We start from the raw sequence: 15687 nt of genomic DNA on the forward strand, positions 1-15687 counted from the left end.
GGGCTTGGGATCGTTCGAGCGGGGCTGCGGGCGGCGGGCGGCGGGCGGTGGGGGTGCGGCGGGCGGGCGGTGGAGGTGTGGCGGCGGCTCAGGGGGTTGAGGAACTCGCGGGCGGGGTCGGCCAGTGGGGGAGCAGGCGGATGGGGCCCAAGCCGAGCAGTAGCAGGGGGTCGAGATAGCGGAACTCGCGGCGGAGTCCCCAGTGGAGGCAGGTTGTGATGCAGTGCCACGAGGTAGGTTCGATGACGCCGAGTTCGTCGCCCGTGGACACGGTCTGGCCGCGGCGCACTGACGCTCGCACGGGGAGATAGGTCGTCCGCAGACCGCCTGGGTGCTGGATGCTGACGACGCCGCGGCCGGCGAGGGGACCGGCGTAGGTGACCGTACCCGGGCCTGCCGCACGGACCCGTGCCCCAGGCGAGGCTGCGAGGTCTACGCCGCGATGTCCGGCGTGCCAGGGCTCGGGCGGTGGGCTGAAGCGACGGATGACCACAGGGCGACCGTCGAGGGGCCAGCGCCAGAGTGGTTGGTCGGCGGTGGGTGTGGGCGGCAGGAACGGATTCGCTGTTGCGGGTGGAAGTCGCGGGAGCGAGTTGGCAGCCGTGATGGGGGGTTGTGCGGCCGGGGCGGCTGTCGCGGGTGGGGGGTAGTGAGACGGATCCGCCGCTGTGAGTGGCGGCGACCCGAGCGGATCAGTGGCCGTGAGTGAGTCGTTCGACGGGTGGCGAGCGGCTGCGAGTGGATTGTCCGGGGGGCGATAGGCGGCCGGTGAAGACGGGTGGGTGGCGGAAGGTGAGTCAGCTGGGGAGCGGTGGGTGGCGAAGGGTGAGTCATCTGAGCGGTGGTGAGTGGCGGAAAGTGAATGCTCTGAGAGGCCGTGTGGGGCGGTGACCGAGATCGGTGACTGCGGGTGGGTGGCGGTCAGCGAGTCGGGCGAGGGCAAGTGGATTGGCGTGAGTGACGGGTGCGGAGGCGGGTCGGTGATGGTGGGTTGTTGCCGTGCCGTCAGGGCCCTTGCGGTGGGTGAGGGATATTCGACCTTGTCCGGAATCGGAGGCCAGGCGATCAAGTCAGCGATCTTGTGACTAGGGGTTGCGCGCAGAGCTGGGGTGTTAGTTCCGGGTTGTGGGGCGGGTCGAGGCGGCCAGTTCGGTAGTGAGGAAGGCGGAGACGGGGCGGCCGGAAGGGTGTGTGTCAGGACCAGGACGGCAGTCGCGCGAGAGGGGGTGAGGGCGAGGGCGGCCAGCGTGAGGGCGGTGGCGACGATGACCGCGAGGATGGCCTTCAAGGCCCGCGCTGACGGGCGGATGCCACGCCGTGACGTGAGATCCGGGGCTTGACGGTGGGCAGCTCTGAGGAGCTTGCGCGGGGTGACGGGCAGCATGCGGCTCAGCGTCGTCGGTGGTGCCGGGGTCGGTTGGGGGCGAGTGAGATTCTGTGGAAAGCGGCGGGGCTACGTGGCTGCCTGTGGATCGTGCCTCGGGCGGAGCCTGGAGCTGGCTACTCTCATCCGGCCGGCAGCCAACCACCTTCCTCACTGGATGAGCCAGGAGTTGGATGGCTGCCGGGCAGCCATTCACGCTCCTCACTGGGTGAGTCAGCAGTCGGATGGCTGCCGGGCAGCCAATCACGCTCCTCACCGGGTGAGCCAGGAGTCGGATGGCTGCTCGGAGTGAGGCCGAGGGTCAGTGCCCAGGCTCAGTGCTGAGGGCCAGTGCCCAGGCTCAGTGCTGAGAACTGCTGCATATTTGTGAAGGCGCGGGATTTCGTGTCGATGGCTGCCGCCGAACCGGCGTGTACGGCAGGAGGCCGACTCCCCTCGTAGGCTGAATCTCGCACGTGACGGACAGGAGGTCGAGGTGGCAGAGACGACGCTGACCGAGCCGATGGTGGCCGAGGTGATGGCCGAGCTGGCCGAGCTCGAGGACCCGAGGGCACGCGAGGTGAACGAGAAACACGGTGACGATCACGGTGTTAACCTCGGCAAGCTGCGCGCGCTCGCGAAGCGGTTGAAGACGCAGCAGGAGCTCGCGCGCCAGCTCTGGGAGACGGGTGACACCGCGGCGAGACTGCTGGCGCTCCTGATCTGCCGCCCGAAGGCGTTCGAGCGTGACGAGTTGGACGCCATGGTGCGCGAGGCGCGCACACCCAAGGTGCACGACTGGCTCGTGAACTACGTGGTGAAGAAGAACCCGCACTCCGAAGAGCTGCGTCTTGCCTGGTCCGCCGATCCGGATGCAGTGGTCGCGAGTGCCGGCTGGGCGCTGACCACCGAACGCGTGACGAAGAAGCCCGAGGGCCTCGACCTCGCAGGACTGCTCGACGTCATCGAGGCGGAGATGAAAGACGCCCCGGATCGCCTGCAGTGGGCGATGAACCACTGCCTGGCGCAGATCGGGATCGAGCACGCCGAACATCGCGCCCGTGCAATGGACATCGGTGAGCGCCTGGAGGTGCTCAAGGACTACCCGACTTCCCCGGGCTGCACGTCTCCGTTCGCGCCCATCTGGATCACCGAGATGGTGCGCCGACAGCACGACAAGTAGGACGGTTCGCGCGCTCACGCTCGTGCCACTACTCCCTCGGAACGCGGCACCCGATGCGAACCGGCCGTGAGGGGCCTCACGCCGCCTACCGCGTGGAGACCACGCCGGGCCTACCTGAGCTGTGGGCGTACCCGAGCACGCTGGGTGTACCTGAGCTGTGGGCGTACCCGAGCACGCCGGGTGTACCCGAGCACGCCGGGCCTACCCGAGCCGCGGGCCTACCAGAGTCGAATGAAGTGACCTGGCCGCTCGTCGCGGTGCAGACGTGACCAAGCGTCGAGACGGTTGGTCCGTCAGTCGAGAATTCTTGAGGAGGGTCACTCAGGAGACCTCTGACTGATGTGAAGGCCGGCCCGGAGACCGCTCGATGAGGAGCAGCGCACAGAGCGGCGGTTCCAGGAACCACCGTGGGGACCCGGGCGGGCGCGGCCGGTGTCATGCTGGCGGTCGATCGAGTGAAGGGACGGCGCCGGATGAAGCTCGAAGGACCTCGACTGACGTTGCGCGAGGCCGTCCCGGCTGACGAGCCGAGGCTGCGGGCGATCGTCGCCGCCCCGGAGGTGGCCAGGTGGTGGGGGGAGGTGGACGACTTCGACGGCATGCTGGCCATCACCCTGGACGGCGAGGTGATCGGCGCCGTCCAGTACGACGAGGAGGACGACCCGCAGTACCGTCACGCGGGCATCGACATCTTCCTGGCCCCCGAGCACCACGGTCGCGGCTACGGGAGCGAGGCCGTCCGGACGCTGGCCAGGTGGTTGATCGGGGAGCGGGGTCATCACCGGCTCACGATCGATCCCGCCGCGCACAACGCCGCCGCGATCAGGGCGTACGAGAAGGTGGGGTTCAGGCGGGTGGGCGTGATGCGGGCCTACGAGCGCGATCCGGCCACGGGCGTCTTCCATGACGGTCTGCTGATGGATCTGCTGGCCGGGGAGCTGACGTGACGGCGGCGGCGCTGATCGCCGATCTGGGCGCGCGGCTGGGTGTCGGCCTGCCGGGCGTTCGTGTCACCGATGACGGTTCGCGGCTGCCGTCCCGCTATCCGGTGGAGGTGGCGGCCGCCGTGTCGGTGGGGGCGGCCACCGCCGCTGCCGCCGCCATGCGCGGGGTGGGGGCCGAGGTCGATGTGCGGGAGTCGCTGGCCGCGTTCCTGGACGAGCGGCTGTTCACGATCGACGGCGCGACGAAGGATCTGTGGTCACCGCTGTCGGGCGACTACCGGACGGCCGACGGCTGGGTCAGGCTGCACTGCAATTTCGACCATCACCGCGATGCCGTCTTCCGGGCGCTGGGCACGCAGGACGTCCGGCGGGCGTGCGCGGGCCGTACCTCGCGGGAGGTCGAACGGGCAGTGACCGGGGCGGGCGGGTGCGCGGCGGCGCTGAGGACGCCGGAGGAGTGGCGGCGGGACCCGAGGGCGCGCGCCGTGGCGGAGCTGCCGCTGGTCCGGCTCACCAGGGTGGGGGACGGCCCGGCCCGTGGCGGGGACGCGCCCAGGGTGCTCGACCTCACCAGGGTCATCGCGGGACCGGTGGCGACCAGGACACTCGCCGCCCACGGCGCGGACGTCCTCAAGGTGAGCACGCCCCTGCTGCCCGAGGTCGACGGGCTGGTGATCAGTACGGCGTTCGGCAAGCGCTGGTGCCACCTCGATCCGGCCACGGAGGCGTTCGCACGGTTGGCGGGCGCGGCCGACGTGATGGTGAGGTCGGTACGGCCCGGCGCGCTCGGCGTGGTCGACGAGCTGGCGCGGCGCACGCCCGGCCTGATCACCGTGGACATCACCGCCTACGGGCGCACGGGCGGTCGGGGGTTCGACAGCCTGGTGCAGATGGCCACCGGGATCGCGTGGGGGGATCCGCCGCGTCCGCTGCCCGCGCAGGTGCTCGATCACGCGACCGGGTATCTGGCCGCGTTCGGGGCGATGGCGGCGCTGCTGAGAAGGCGGGTCGAGGGCGGCTCGTGGCGGGTGGAGCTGAGCCTGGCCAGGACCGCCCAGTGGCTGGACGAGCTGCGCCGCATGGCGGCGGCCGGGTCGTTCCCCGGATGGTGGGAAGCGGCGCCCGGCCGCGCGGGAGACCGGCCGACCGGCACCGGCGAGATCGAGGTCGGCGACCTCATGGCGGAGATGGACAGCTCCTTCGGCAGGCTCGGGTACGTGCTCCCGCCGGGCCGTGTCGGCGGTCGCCGGCCCGGTTGGGCGACGCCGCCGCCGCGGCCGGGTGAGCACGGCGCCGAGTGGCTCATCCGCCCGTCCTGATCTTGGTGATCGCGCTCTCTCGCAGGGCGGCGCTCAGCACCGGGTCGGGTTCGGGCGCCGGCAGGGCGCCAGGACGCGGACGGTGGGGGCGCAGCGGGGACCGCCAGATCCACAGCCCCGCCAGGGCGGTGCCGCCGGCGCAGATCAGGATGACCACCCGCAGGCCGACCACCTCGGCCAGCAGGCCGCCCGTGATGCCGCCGAACGCGAGCACGCCGTGGATGGCGAAGGTCATGGTCGCGTTGACGCGCCCCATCATGTCGGCGGGCGCCTCGCGCATGGTGATGACGTTCGTGCAGGTGCCGAGGGAGACGACGATGGCCCCGATGAGCAGTCCCGTCGTGGCCATGACGGGGATCGTGACCTGCGGCGGGCCGCCGACCAGCCCGACCGTCAGCATGTCGAAGGGGAAGAGCAGGACCGCGTAGAGCATCACCCTGTTCTCGCCGAAGCGCCGGGCGAGCCTGGCGGTCGCCCAGGCGCCGATCAGGCCGCCGATGCCGGAGACCGCGGTGAGGGCGCCGATCATGCCTTGGGGGATCCGCAGGACCTGGAGCATGTAGAGGATCACGACGGCGATGTAGGCCATGGCGAAGAAGTTCAGCGTGACGCCGGTGGCCAGGATCGCGCGCAGCACGGGATGGCCGACGCTGAGGCGCAGGCCCTCGACCGCGTCGCGCCACATGCCGCGCGACGCGCTCGGCTCGTGGTCCTCGGGGGTGCGGATCGAGCGCAGCATCAGCGCGGAGGCCAGGAACGACACCCCTTCGGCCAGGACGGCGAGCGGCGCCGTGAGCACCTGGACCAGCAGTCCGGCGAGCCCGGGTCCGGCGATGGAGGCGACGGAGTAGGAGGCGTGGAAGCCGGCCATCGCCTCGGTCCGCTGCGAGGCGGGGACGACGACGGCCAGGTGGGGGAAGTTCGCCGCCCTGAACACGACGCTTGCCGTACCGATGACGAGAGAGACGGCGATCAGCAGCGGGACGCTGAGCGTGCCGGTGATCCACGCGAGGGGGACCAGGAGCGCCGCCGCGGCGGCGACCAGCTCGCAGGCGATCATCAGTGGCCGGTGCCGCCTGAGCCGGTCGGCCAGCGCGCCCGCGTGCAGCCCGAACAGCAGCGTGGGCACGGAGGCCGTCGCGGCCAGGAGCCCCATCTGGGCGGGTGAGGCGGCCAGCAGGGTGACCGCGGTGAGCGGGACGGCGAGCTTGGAGACCTCCGATCCGGTGACGGAGGCGGTCCTGGCCGACCAGAGCAGGCGGTAGTCGCGCTGCCGGTGGAGCGGCGGTAAATCCTGAAGGGTTTGCTTCACAACTGTGAAAGTAATCCTTCATAAGTGTGAAGGCAAGCCTTCAGGTATCGTCGTGACGTGACCAAGGAAGCGCGCCCGCTGCTGAGCGACCCCAAGGCGATGCGCGCGCTCGCGCACCCGGCTCGCCTGACGATGCTCACCGAGCTGATGTGGCGCAGGACGGCCACCGCGACCACCCTCGCCGAGGTCGTCGGCGTCTCCCCGAGCGCCGCCAGCTACCACCTGCGCATGCTGGAGAAGTACGGCTTCGTGCGCGACGCGCCCGCCAGCGAGGACGGCAGGGAGCGCCTGTGGGCCGTCGAGCCGGGCGGCTTCTCCTTCGGGTACGAGGACGACGACCAGCACGGCGTCCGTGAGGCCAAGCGGCTGCTCGCCGACGCGATCGCGGCCGACAAGGAGCGCGAGGCCAGGCGGGCGATGGACGCGGCGCCCACCGAGCCGGAGGAGTGGCGCGACGCGACGTTGTTCCAGCGCTCGCACCTGCTGATCACCGCGGCCGAGATGAAGGAGCTGGGCGAGCGGATCGAGGAGCTCGTGCGCCCCTACACCACCGCTCGGACCGGCGCGCCGGAGGAGGCTCGCCACGGCGAGATGCACCTGTCGCTCTTCCCCCGGGCCGCCAGGTCCGTCCCAGGCCTGCCGACCGAGGACCACGACGCGGACTGACACGCCGGTCGGGCCGGGGATCATGGTGGGGGCTGACACGCTCCGTCATGCCTGTCGCCGGTCGGCCGGCCGTGGACGACGACGTGAAGTGACGTGCGCCGACGGCCGGAGCGGTCAGGCCGGGGCTCCCCGCAAGGTATGCTTTTCGGTGGCCTGTCAGCGACAGGCCGACTTCGCATGCCCCGTCGCGAACCGTTCCTTCGGTCCGGACGAGAGTCCGGCAGGAGCGAGAGCGGGGCATCAGGGCGGCAGGCCACACGGCTGCCGCGCACAACCGAGAAACTGGAGGACCAGCAGATGGCCCCCGTCGTCACCATGCGACAGCTCCTCGAGAGCGGCGTTCACTTCGGCCACCAGACCCGCCGGTGGAACCCGAAGATGAAGCGCTTCATCTTCACCGAGCGCAACGGCATCTACATCATCGACCTGCAGAAGTCGCTGTCGTTCATCGACCGCGCCTACGACTTCGTCAAGGAGACCGTCGCCCACGGCGGCACGATCCTGTTCATCGGCACGAAGAAGCAGGCCCAGGAGGCCATCGCCGAGCAGGCCGGCCGCGTTGGCATGCCGTACGTCAACCAGCGCTGGCTGGGTGGCATGCTCACCAACTTCTCCACCGTGCACAAGAGGCTCCAGCGTCTGAAGGAGCTCGAGGAGCTCGACTTCGACAACGTGGCCGGCTCGGGGCTCACCAAGAAGGAGCTCCTCATGCGCCGCCGCGAGAAGGAGAAGCTCGAGCGCACGCTCGGCGGTATCCGTGACATGGGCCGCGTGCCCAGCGCGGTGTGGGTCGTCGACACCAAGAAGGAGCACATCGCGATCTCCGAGGCCAAGAAGCTCGGCATCCCGGTCGTCGCGATCCTCGACACCAACTGCGACCCTGACGAGGTCGACTACCCGATCCCCGGCAACGACGACGCCATCCGCGCCGTCGGCCTGCTGACCAGGGTCGTCGCCGACGGTGTCGCCGCCGGTCTCATGGCTCGCTCCGGCGCCGCCCGCGGTGACGAGAAGCCCGCCGCCGCCGAGCCGCTGGCCGAGTGGGAGCGCGAGCTCATCGAGCAGGGCTCGGGCGAGCAGAAGGTCGACGAGGTCGCCGCCCCCGCTGACGAGGCTGCCGCCCCCGTCGAGGAGGCTGCCGCCCCCGTCGAGGAGGCCGCCGCCCCCGCCGAGGCTCAGGCCGCCGCCGAGGGCGAGACCGAGCAGGCCTAAGGGCTTGCGAGGGTACGGCTCGCGCCGGCCGCGCGAGCCGTACCCCCCGCCGGTGGTCGCACCGGCACCGAGGCTTTCCGGGTCCAACCCGATCCACGACGACATCCCACGAGGAAAAGCACATGGCTTCCGTGAACATGGCCGACGTCAAGCGGCTTCGCGAGCTGACCGCCGCCGGCATGATGGACTGCAAGAAGGCGCTGGAGGAGTCTGAGGGCGACTTCGACCGCGCCGTCGAGCTCCTGCGCCTCAAGGGCGCCAAGGACGTCGGCAAGCGCGAGGCGCGCACCGCCTCCAACGGCCTGGTCGCGCTCAAGCAGGAGGGTGACTCCGCCGCCGCGCTGCTCGAGCTCAACTGCGAGACCGACTTCGTCGCCAAGGGCGAGCGCTTCCAGGAGCTGGCGGCCCAGGTCGTCGCGCACATCCTGGCCACCAAGCCCGCCGACGTCGACACCCTGCTCGCCTCCACCCTCGACGGCAAGTCCGTCAAGGAGCTGCTCGACGAGGCCAACGCCGCGCTGGGCGAGAAGATCGAGATCCGCCGCTTCGCCGTGCTCGAGGGTGGCTACATCGGCGCCTACATGCACAAGACCGACCCGCAGCTCCCGCCGGCCGTCGGTGTGCTCGTGCAGCTCGACAAGCCCAACGCCGACGTCGTCAAGGACGTCGCGCAGCACGCCGCCGCCATGGCGCCGAAGTACCTCGACGCCGAGGCCGTTCCCGCCGAGGTCATCGAGAAGGAGCGCGCGCTCTTCGAGGAGATGACCCGCGAGGAGGGCAAGCCCGAGGCCGCCATCGCCAAGATCGTCGAGGGTCGCGTCAACGGCTGGTACAAGGACTTCACGCTGCTGCAGCAGGCCTTCGTCAAGGACAACAAGAAGACGATCGCCAAGTACGCCGAGGAGAACGGCGTCGAGGTGCTCGCCTTCGTCCGCTTCAAGGTCGGCCAGGCTTAGTCTCGAGGTGGGAGGCGCGTACCGTCTCCCACCGCGTTGACCGCTCTACCAGAACCACCACCCGAGGAGGCCGCCGCCGTGCAGGAGAACCAGGAGCCCGTCGCGCCGGCGGCTTCGTCGTACAAGAGGGTCATGCTGAAGTTGTCCGGCGAGGCGTTCGCCGGCGGCGAGCCCATGGGCATCGATCCGGAGGTGGTCGGTCACGTGGCCGACTCGATCGCCGAGGCGGTGCGTGAGGGCGTCCAGGTCGCCGTCGTGGTCGGCGGCGGCAACATGTTCCGCGGCGCCGCCCTGTCCGCGGGCGGTCTCGACCGCGCCAGGGGCGACTACATGGGCATGCTGGGCACGGTCATCAACTGCCTGGCGCTCCAGGACTTCCTTGAGAAGCGCGGCATCGAGACCCGCGTCCAGACCGCCATCTCCATGCAGCAGGTGGCCGAGCCGTTCCTGCCCCGCCGCGCCATCCGGCACCTGGAGAAGGGCCGCGTGGTCATCTTCGGCGCGGGGCTCGGGATCCCCTACTTCTCCACCGACACCTGCGCCGCGCAGCGAGCGCTGGAGGTCGGCGCCGAGGCGCTGCTCAAGGGCACGCAGGTGGACGGGGTCTACGACTCCGACCCGCGGAAGAACCCTGACGCGGTCCGGTTCGACCACCTCGACTACGCGGAGGTCCTCGTACGCGACCTCGCCGTCATGGACCAGACCGCGATCAGTCTGTGCAAGGAGAACGACCTGCCCATCGTCGTCTTCGACCTGATGGGCGAGGGCAACATCCTGCGCGCGGTGCGCGGTGAGAAGATCGGCACGCTGGTGAGTCCGGCAGGGAAATAGGGAGCGAGCCTGACGACGCGAGCGACGCGGTGCCTGGCGCAGAGGGATGGGGCCGTGGCGCGAGCCAGGAAGGTGAGCGACCAATAGACAGGGAGCCGCTGTGATCGACGAAACTCTCCTCGAAGCCGAGGAAAAGATGGACAAGGCCGTTTCGGTCGCGAAGGAGGACTTCGCGGGCATCAGGACCGGCCGTGTCACCCCGTCGATGTTCAACAAGATCAACGCCGAGTACTACGGTTCGCCGACCCCGATCCAGCAGCTGGCCTCGTTCCATGTCCCCGAGGCCCGCATGGTCATCATCCAGCCCTACGACAAGGGCTCGATGGGCGCGATCGAGAAGGCGATCCGTGACTCCGACCTCGGGGTCAACCCCAGCAACGACGGCCAGGTGATCAGGGTGGCCTTCCCCGAGCTGTCGGAGGAGCGCCGCAAGGAGTACGTCAAGGTCGCGCGCAACAAGGGCGAGCACGCCAAGGTCTCGATCCGCAACATCCGGCGCTCCGCCAAGGAGACGCTCGACAAGATGATCAAGGATGGCGAGGCCGGCGAGGACGAGGTCCGCCGCGCCGAGAAGGAGCTCGACGACCTGACCCACAAGCACGTCGCCAAGATCGACGAGCTGCTCAAGCAGAAGGAAGCGGAACTGCTCGAGGTCTGAGCGGTCGCATCCGCACGGCCCTCGCGTGGACGCGGGGGCCGTGGCTTTGTCACGAAGTGTGCGCATCAGACGGCTCGGTGCGGTCTGACCGCCGAGTTGGAGAGTCTGTGGAAGAACGCACACCGGGCAGCCGTACCGGCAGGAACCTGCCGGCCGCCATCGCGGTCGGCGTCGTGCTGGGCGCGCTGGTCCTGGCCTCCCTGCTGACGATCAAGGAGCTCTTCCTCCTACTGGTCGTGGCGGCCGTGGGCGTGGGCGCGGCCGAGGTGGTTCACGCGCTCGGCACGCGCGACATCAAGGTGCCGCTGATCCCGGTGCTCGTGGCGACGGCCGCGATGCAGGCGGGCGCCTACTGGGGCGGGGCCTCGTGGCTGCTCGGCACCTACGTCGTGGCGGTGTTCGCGCTGCTGCTCTGGCGGATGTTCGACGGCCCGCAGGACGGCTACGTCCGTGACGCGACGGCATCGGTGTTCGCCCTGGCCTACCCGCCGCTGCTGGCCGGGTTCGTGGCGCTGATGCTCGCGACGCCGGAGAACGGCCACTACCGGGTGCTGATCTTCATCGCGGTCACGGTGAGCAGCGACATCGGCGGCTACTTCGCCGGCGTGCTGTTCGGCAGGCACAAGATGTCGATCATCAGCCCGAAGAAGACCTGGGAGGGTTTCGCCGGATCGGTGCTGGCCTGCATGGTGGTCGGCGCCTGGCTGGTGACCTGGCTGATGGGCGGCCAGCTGTGGCAGGGCGCGCTGATCGGCCTGCTGGGGGCCGTCATGGCGACACTCGGCGATCTGGTCGAGTCGATGATCAAGCGGGATCTCGGCATCAAGGACATGGGGTCGGTGCTGCCGGGACACGGCGGCCTGATGGACCGGCTCGACTCCCTGGTGGCGACGCTGATCCCGGTGTGGCTGCTGCTGTCGCTGTTCTTCTGAGGAGCGCGCTCCTCAGACGCCTGCGGGCCGTGGTTCACGGGTCTTCGCCCTGTGCGCTTGATGCCGCCCGCGGGCCGTGGTTCACGGGTCTTCGCCCTGTGCGCTTGATGCCGCCCGCGGGCCGTGGTTCACGGGTCTTCGCCCTGTGCGCTTCACGCCGCCCGCGGGTCGGGGTTCACGAGTCCCCGGCCCACGCCTCCAGCCAGAGCCAGCGGACGGCCTCGCCGCCGAACCCGAACCCCGACAGGTCCGGCATGTCGGGGGCGTCGGCGAGCATGATCACCCCGTCGTACCGCGCGCCGAGAGGGAACGTCGACGGCTCGTGGTACCACGTGGCCGTGTGCCCGTGGCCCAGCCACGTCACCGAATGCCACGGGTACTGCGCCAGCCACACCAGAAGCAGCGCCGCCTCACGCGGGTCGCCGTGGGTGGCGACGGCCAGCTCGATCCTGGCGTAGGCGCGCGGCCGGTCGATCCACTGCTCGACCGTGGGCATGCGCTGGCAGCTCATACCGACCGTCGACAGCACGGTGAAGTCCCTGCCCCGGTACGGCGGGCGCTCGCTGATCCCCACCGTCGGCAGCCGCTCGCCGCTGGCGTCCCAGTAGCGCCCCGACGGTCCGACGGTCCGGTCGAGATGCCCCATGACGAACTGCTGGAAGGAGGCCCACGAGCCCTCGCTGTGGCGCCACTGCCAGTAGGAGCCGGCGTGGTCGAGCCGCGGCTGGAGCCCGTCGAGCGCCTCGGACAGCGCCCAGGCGAACGGCGTCTCGCCGACGGCCTCGCGCGCGTAGCCCGGCATGCTCCTGCTCATGTCCGCCCAGCCCGGAATGACCGCGAGAAGCTCGTCGTTCTCATACAGGGCGACCCCGTCGCCCTCCTCGAACCATAAGGTGGTCAGCTGGCCGAGCGCGTGCCGTCCCGCGGGATGGCGGGTGTTCGGCCGTGGCATGAGGGGCGGCGCACCCGCGTTCAGCCTGGCCAGATCGACGACCTCGGGGGCGGGCACGTGGTTGGCCAGCCAGACGGCTCCGTGCACCTCGCCGCCCGGGGAGCACAGGTAAGCTACCGACGCGGCGTCGTCGCGTTCGACCACCAGAGTGCGGCTCCCGTAAGGGTTGCCATCGGTGAGGACGACCTCGGTTTGCCCCTCGCCAGACGATCGGTATATCGCCATACATCTGGACTCTAGATTAAAGAGAGGGCTCATGACCGCCGAGAAGACCGAGCGCCCGTTGCTGCAGTTCACGGCGCCGCGCCGGGCCAAGCCCGCGAGACATCTGGCGGATCTGACGATGGCCGAGCGCCGCACGGCGGTCGCCGAGCTCGGCGAGAAGCCCTTCCGCGCCGACCAGCTCTCGCGCCACTACTTCACGCACCTCACCACCGACGTCGCGGCGATGACCGACCTGCCGGCCGCCGCCCGCGAGAAGCTGTCGGTGCTGCTGCCCCCGCTGCTGACCTCCGTGCGCGAGCTGGCCACCGACGCGGGCACCACCCGCAAGACGCTCTGGCGGCTGTTCGACGGCGCGCTGGTCGAGTCGGTGTTGATGCGCTACCCGGACCGGGTCACCATGTGCGTGTCCTCGCAGGCGGGCTGCGGCATGAACTGCCCGTTCTGCGCCACCGGCCAGGCGGGGCTGACCCGCAACATGTCCACGGCCGAGATCGTCGAGCAGGTGGTCTCGGGAGCCAGGGCGCTGGCCGCGGGCGAGGTCCCCGGCGGCCCCGGCCGGGTCAGCAACGTGGTGTTCATGGGCATGGGTGAGCCGCTGGCCAACTACAAGGCGGTGATCGGCGCGGTCCGCCGCATGGTCGAACCCGCGCCCGACGGGCTCGGCATGTCCGCGCGCGGCATCACGGTCTCCACCGTGGGCCTCGTGCCGGCGATCGCCAAGCTCGCCGACGAGGGGCTGCCCGTCACGCTGGCGCTGTCGCTGCACGCCCCCGACGACGAGCTGCGCGACACCCTCGTGCCGATCAACACCCGGTGGAAGGTGCACGAGGTGCTCGACGCCGCGTGGGCCTACGCCGCCAAGACCAAGCGGCGGGTGTCCATCGAGTACGCGCTGATCAAGGACATCAACGACCAGGAGTGGCGTGCCGACCTGCTCGGCAAGCTGGTGAAGAACAAGCTGGTGCACGTCAACCTGATCCCGCTCAACCCCACTCCCGGTTCGAAGTGGACGGCCTCCCGCCCGGAGGACGAGCGGGCGTTCGTGCGCCGCCTGGAGTTCCACGGGGTGCCGGTGACCGTCCGCGACACCCGCGGACGCGAGATCGACGGCGCCTGCGGCCAGCTCGCGGCCGCAGAGTGATCCCCCGTACGGCAAGCCGGGCCGGCGCCCGTTCGTGATCCCCCTGTACGGCAAGCCGGGCCGGCGCCCGTTCATGATCCCCCCGTACGGCAAGCCGGGTCGGCGCTCCCGCGGTCACGACTGACCGGCCGTCCATCACGCCACTCCAGCGGGACTTCGGCGCGCCGCCGTTACGTCGCCCTGCCAACCCGAAGACCCGTAACCCCGACAACTCCCAAGGCGACTGGGCGACTGGGCGACTGGGCCGGGAGCGCCGCGACCTCGGCGACCCGGCTGGAGGCGGGAGCCCAGGGGAAGTCCCGAGCTACGGAGAAGCCAGGGAAAGCCCGAGGGCGGCCGAGGGAGGGCCCGAGGGGAAAGGCTGGAGGGAAGCCTGAGCGGAAAGCCCGAGGGGGTCCGAGGCGCGGAAAAACCCAGGAAGGGCCCGAGGTAGGGAGACGTTCGGGGTCAGTCCTGGAGGCCGAGTTGTCTGGCTGCTCGGATGGCCAGCCAGACCTCCGCGAAGGCCGCGCTGGACGACAGGTCGCGGCCGGTCAGCTCCGCGAAGCGGCGCAGCCGGTAGGCGAGCGTGTTGGGGTGGACGTGCAGCGCCGCCGCCGCGTCCTCGGTGCGCCGGTCACGCTCCATCCACGTGCGCGCGGAGGTCAGCAGCTGCGAGCCGTGCGCGGAGTCGTAGGCGATCACCTTTCCCAGCACGTGGTCGACCAGGGCGGTCAGCACCCACGGGTCGTCCTGCAGCCACCTTCCGGTCGTGTCGTCGCCGTAGTGGACCAGGGCCCTGCCCGACTCGGCGGCTCTGGCCGCCGCCCACACCGCTTCCCGCTGCGCCACCCGCATCGGCTCGCCCGGCGTGAACGGCCTGGAGACGCCCGCCGCCACCCCGGGGATCTCCGCGACGGGCGTGCCGAGAGCGGGGGAGCCGAGCACGTAACGGTCGTCGCCGCGGCGCAGCATGAGGTGCGGCGCGTCGTCGAGGGCGCGGCGCAGCGCCTCGTCGGTCACCTGGCGGACCGCGAGCAGGGCGATGGGCGCCTCGAGTCCCATCCTGGCCAGCCGGCGCCGCGCCGTGGCCGGGTCGAGCACGTCCTGCAGCAGTTCCGACAGCGTCTCGGCGCCCTCGCGCCGCAGCGTCTCCCGTTCGTGCCTGACCATGGCCACCTGGAGCGCGGCCACGGTGGCGATGTGCTGGACGACGGCCAGCCCGGCGGGCCGTGCGCCTTCCCGCTCGAAGGCGACCAGGAATCCGGCCGGCCCGCCGGGGGAGGGCACCGGCAGCACGAAGCCGCCCGGGATGGTGGGCGGCGCGTCGGGCGTCGAGGGCAGCACGTCGAGTGCGGGAACCGGCACCCCGGGCAGCAGCGGGCGCCCCTGCGGGGTGCACAGGAAGACCTCGTAGCCGCTGAGCCGTTCGAGCCGCCGGAACAGCGTGGCGTGGTCGAGGTCCTCGGCGGCCAGCCAGCGCAGCGCGCCGAACACCTGGAGTTGCGCGCCGAGCCGCTGGCGCGCGTCCTCCTGGACGGCCGCCGCCACCTCCTGCGCGATCGCGATGAACGGCACGGCCAGCGGCACCTCGAGGACGGGCATGCCGCGTTGCTCCGCCGCCTCGAAGAAGGCTTCGTGCAGCGGCGGCATGTGCAACTGCGCCGACAGGGCCAGTGCCGACACCCCGGCGTCGTCGAGCCGTTCGAGGTAGGCCCGCTGCTTGGCGGCGGTGCGGGGCACGCCCAGGCCCGTGGTCATGATCACCTCGGCGCCGAGCAGCCATGGCGTCGGATCGTCGAGTTCGCTGACGTGCGCCCACGAGACCGACCGCGACAGGCCGGCCGCCCCGGCCAGCAGGCGCAGCTGCAGCGCGGGGGAGCGGAGAAGATCCTCGACGGAGACCTTTGTGGTCACCCACGAAGCGTATGCGCACTTTTGTGACCTGCACAATTGTCCCCTCCTGGGGGCGTTGCGCACACTCGTGCAAACAGCCACGAGGGCTGCGAACAGT

The 15687-nt window shown here is 70.6% G+C and carries 14 protein-coding genes; 10 read left to right on the forward strand and 4 right to left on the reverse strand.

Translation table 11 applies throughout. The annotated features are described in order from the left end of the window. Positions 1-88 precede the first annotated feature (88 nt). Positions 89-1384, reverse strand: coding sequence for a peptidoglycan DD-metalloendopeptidase family protein (locus ACWEVS_RS29300; RefSeq protein WP_452554144.1), 1296 nt, complete (start codon positions 1382-1384; stop codon positions 89-91). Between the two features lie 517 nt (positions 1385-1901). Between ACWEVS_RS29300 and ACWEVS_RS29305 the strand changes: the two genes are divergently transcribed. The 3 genes from ACWEVS_RS29305 (at position 1902) to ACWEVS_RS29315 (ending at position 4809) form a co-directional block, all read left to right on the forward strand. After that, on the forward strand, positions 1902-2546 hold the full coding sequence (locus tag ACWEVS_RS29305; RefSeq protein ID WP_449929586.1) for a DNA alkylation repair protein: 645 nt from the start codon (positions 1902-1904) through the stop codon (positions 2544-2546). A gap of 473 nt (positions 2547-3019) precedes the next feature. After that, positions 3020-3493, forward strand: a complete 474-nt coding sequence (locus ACWEVS_RS29310; RefSeq protein ID WP_449929584.1) for a GNAT family N-acetyltransferase — start codon at positions 3020-3022, stop codon at positions 3491-3493. Then, the gene (locus ACWEVS_RS29315; protein ID WP_452554145.1) at positions 3490-4809 is read left to right on the forward strand and encodes a CoA transferase; all 1320 of its coding nucleotides are present in this window, start codon (positions 3490-3492) and stop codon (positions 4807-4809) included. Before ACWEVS_RS29310 ends, ACWEVS_RS29315 begins: the two co-directional genes overlap by 4 nt. Here ACWEVS_RS29315 and ACWEVS_RS29320 read toward each other — a convergent pair. Next, entirely contained in the window at positions 4793-6121 is a 1329-nt protein-coding gene (locus ACWEVS_RS29320; RefSeq protein ID WP_452554146.1) for an MFS transporter, read from the reverse strand. The genes ACWEVS_RS29315 and ACWEVS_RS29320 overlap by 17 nt on opposite strands. A gap of 57 nt (positions 6122-6178) precedes the next feature. Between ACWEVS_RS29320 and ACWEVS_RS29325 the strand changes: the two genes are divergently transcribed. From ACWEVS_RS29325 to ACWEVS_RS29350, 6 genes are all read left to right on the forward strand, one after another. After that, complete coding sequence (locus tag ACWEVS_RS29325) at positions 6179-6787, forward strand: ArsR/SmtB family transcription factor (RefSeq protein ID WP_452554147.1); 609 nt, start codon at positions 6179-6181, stop codon at positions 6785-6787. Between the two features lie 297 nt (positions 6788-7084). After that, positions 7085-7999 (forward strand): 30S ribosomal protein S2, encoded by a 915-nt coding sequence (gene rpsB / locus ACWEVS_RS29330; RefSeq protein ID WP_452554148.1) that lies wholly within the window; start codon positions 7085-7087, stop codon positions 7997-7999. A gap of 122 nt (positions 8000-8121) precedes the next feature. Continuing rightward, on the forward strand, positions 8122-8955 hold the full coding sequence (tsf, locus tag ACWEVS_RS29335) for a translation elongation factor Ts (RefSeq protein ID WP_449929526.1): 834 nt from the start codon (positions 8122-8124) through the stop codon (positions 8953-8955). 132 nt (positions 8956-9087) lie between these two features. After that, positions 9088-9786, forward strand: a complete 699-nt coding sequence (pyrH, locus tag ACWEVS_RS29340; RefSeq protein WP_449929524.1) for a UMP kinase — start codon at positions 9088-9090, stop codon at positions 9784-9786. 100 nt (positions 9787-9886) lie between these two features. After that, a complete protein-coding gene (gene frr / locus ACWEVS_RS29345; RefSeq protein WP_354920145.1) occupies positions 9887-10444 on the forward strand; it encodes a ribosome recycling factor in 558 nt (185 codons plus the stop codon). A gap of 107 nt (positions 10445-10551) precedes the next feature. Continuing rightward, a complete protein-coding gene (locus ACWEVS_RS29350; protein WP_354920148.1) occupies positions 10552-11376 on the forward strand; it encodes a phosphatidate cytidylyltransferase in 825 nt (274 codons plus the stop codon). 175 nt (positions 11377-11551) lie between these two features. Here ACWEVS_RS29350 and ACWEVS_RS29355 read toward each other — a convergent pair whose 3' ends face one another. Further along, complete coding sequence (locus ACWEVS_RS29355; protein WP_452419322.1) at positions 11552-12553, reverse strand: suppressor of fused domain protein; 1002 nt, start codon at positions 12551-12553, stop codon at positions 11552-11554. Between the two features lie 31 nt (positions 12554-12584). Here ACWEVS_RS29355 and rlmN point away from each other — a divergent pair, with 31 nt between their 5' ends. Continuing rightward, complete coding sequence (gene rlmN / locus ACWEVS_RS29360; protein WP_449929519.1) at positions 12585-13694, forward strand: 23S rRNA (adenine(2503)-C(2))-methyltransferase RlmN; 1110 nt, start codon at positions 12585-12587, stop codon at positions 13692-13694. 447 nt (positions 13695-14141) lie between these two features. On the opposite strand, the gene ACWEVS_RS29365 is transcribed toward rlmN, so the two are convergent. Beyond that, entirely contained in the window at positions 14142-15590 is a 1449-nt protein-coding gene (locus tag ACWEVS_RS29365; RefSeq protein WP_449929517.1) for a PucR family transcriptional regulator, read from the reverse strand. Positions 15591-15687 lie beyond the last annotated feature (97 nt).

The organism is Nonomuraea sp. NPDC003754, from assembly GCF_053605785.1.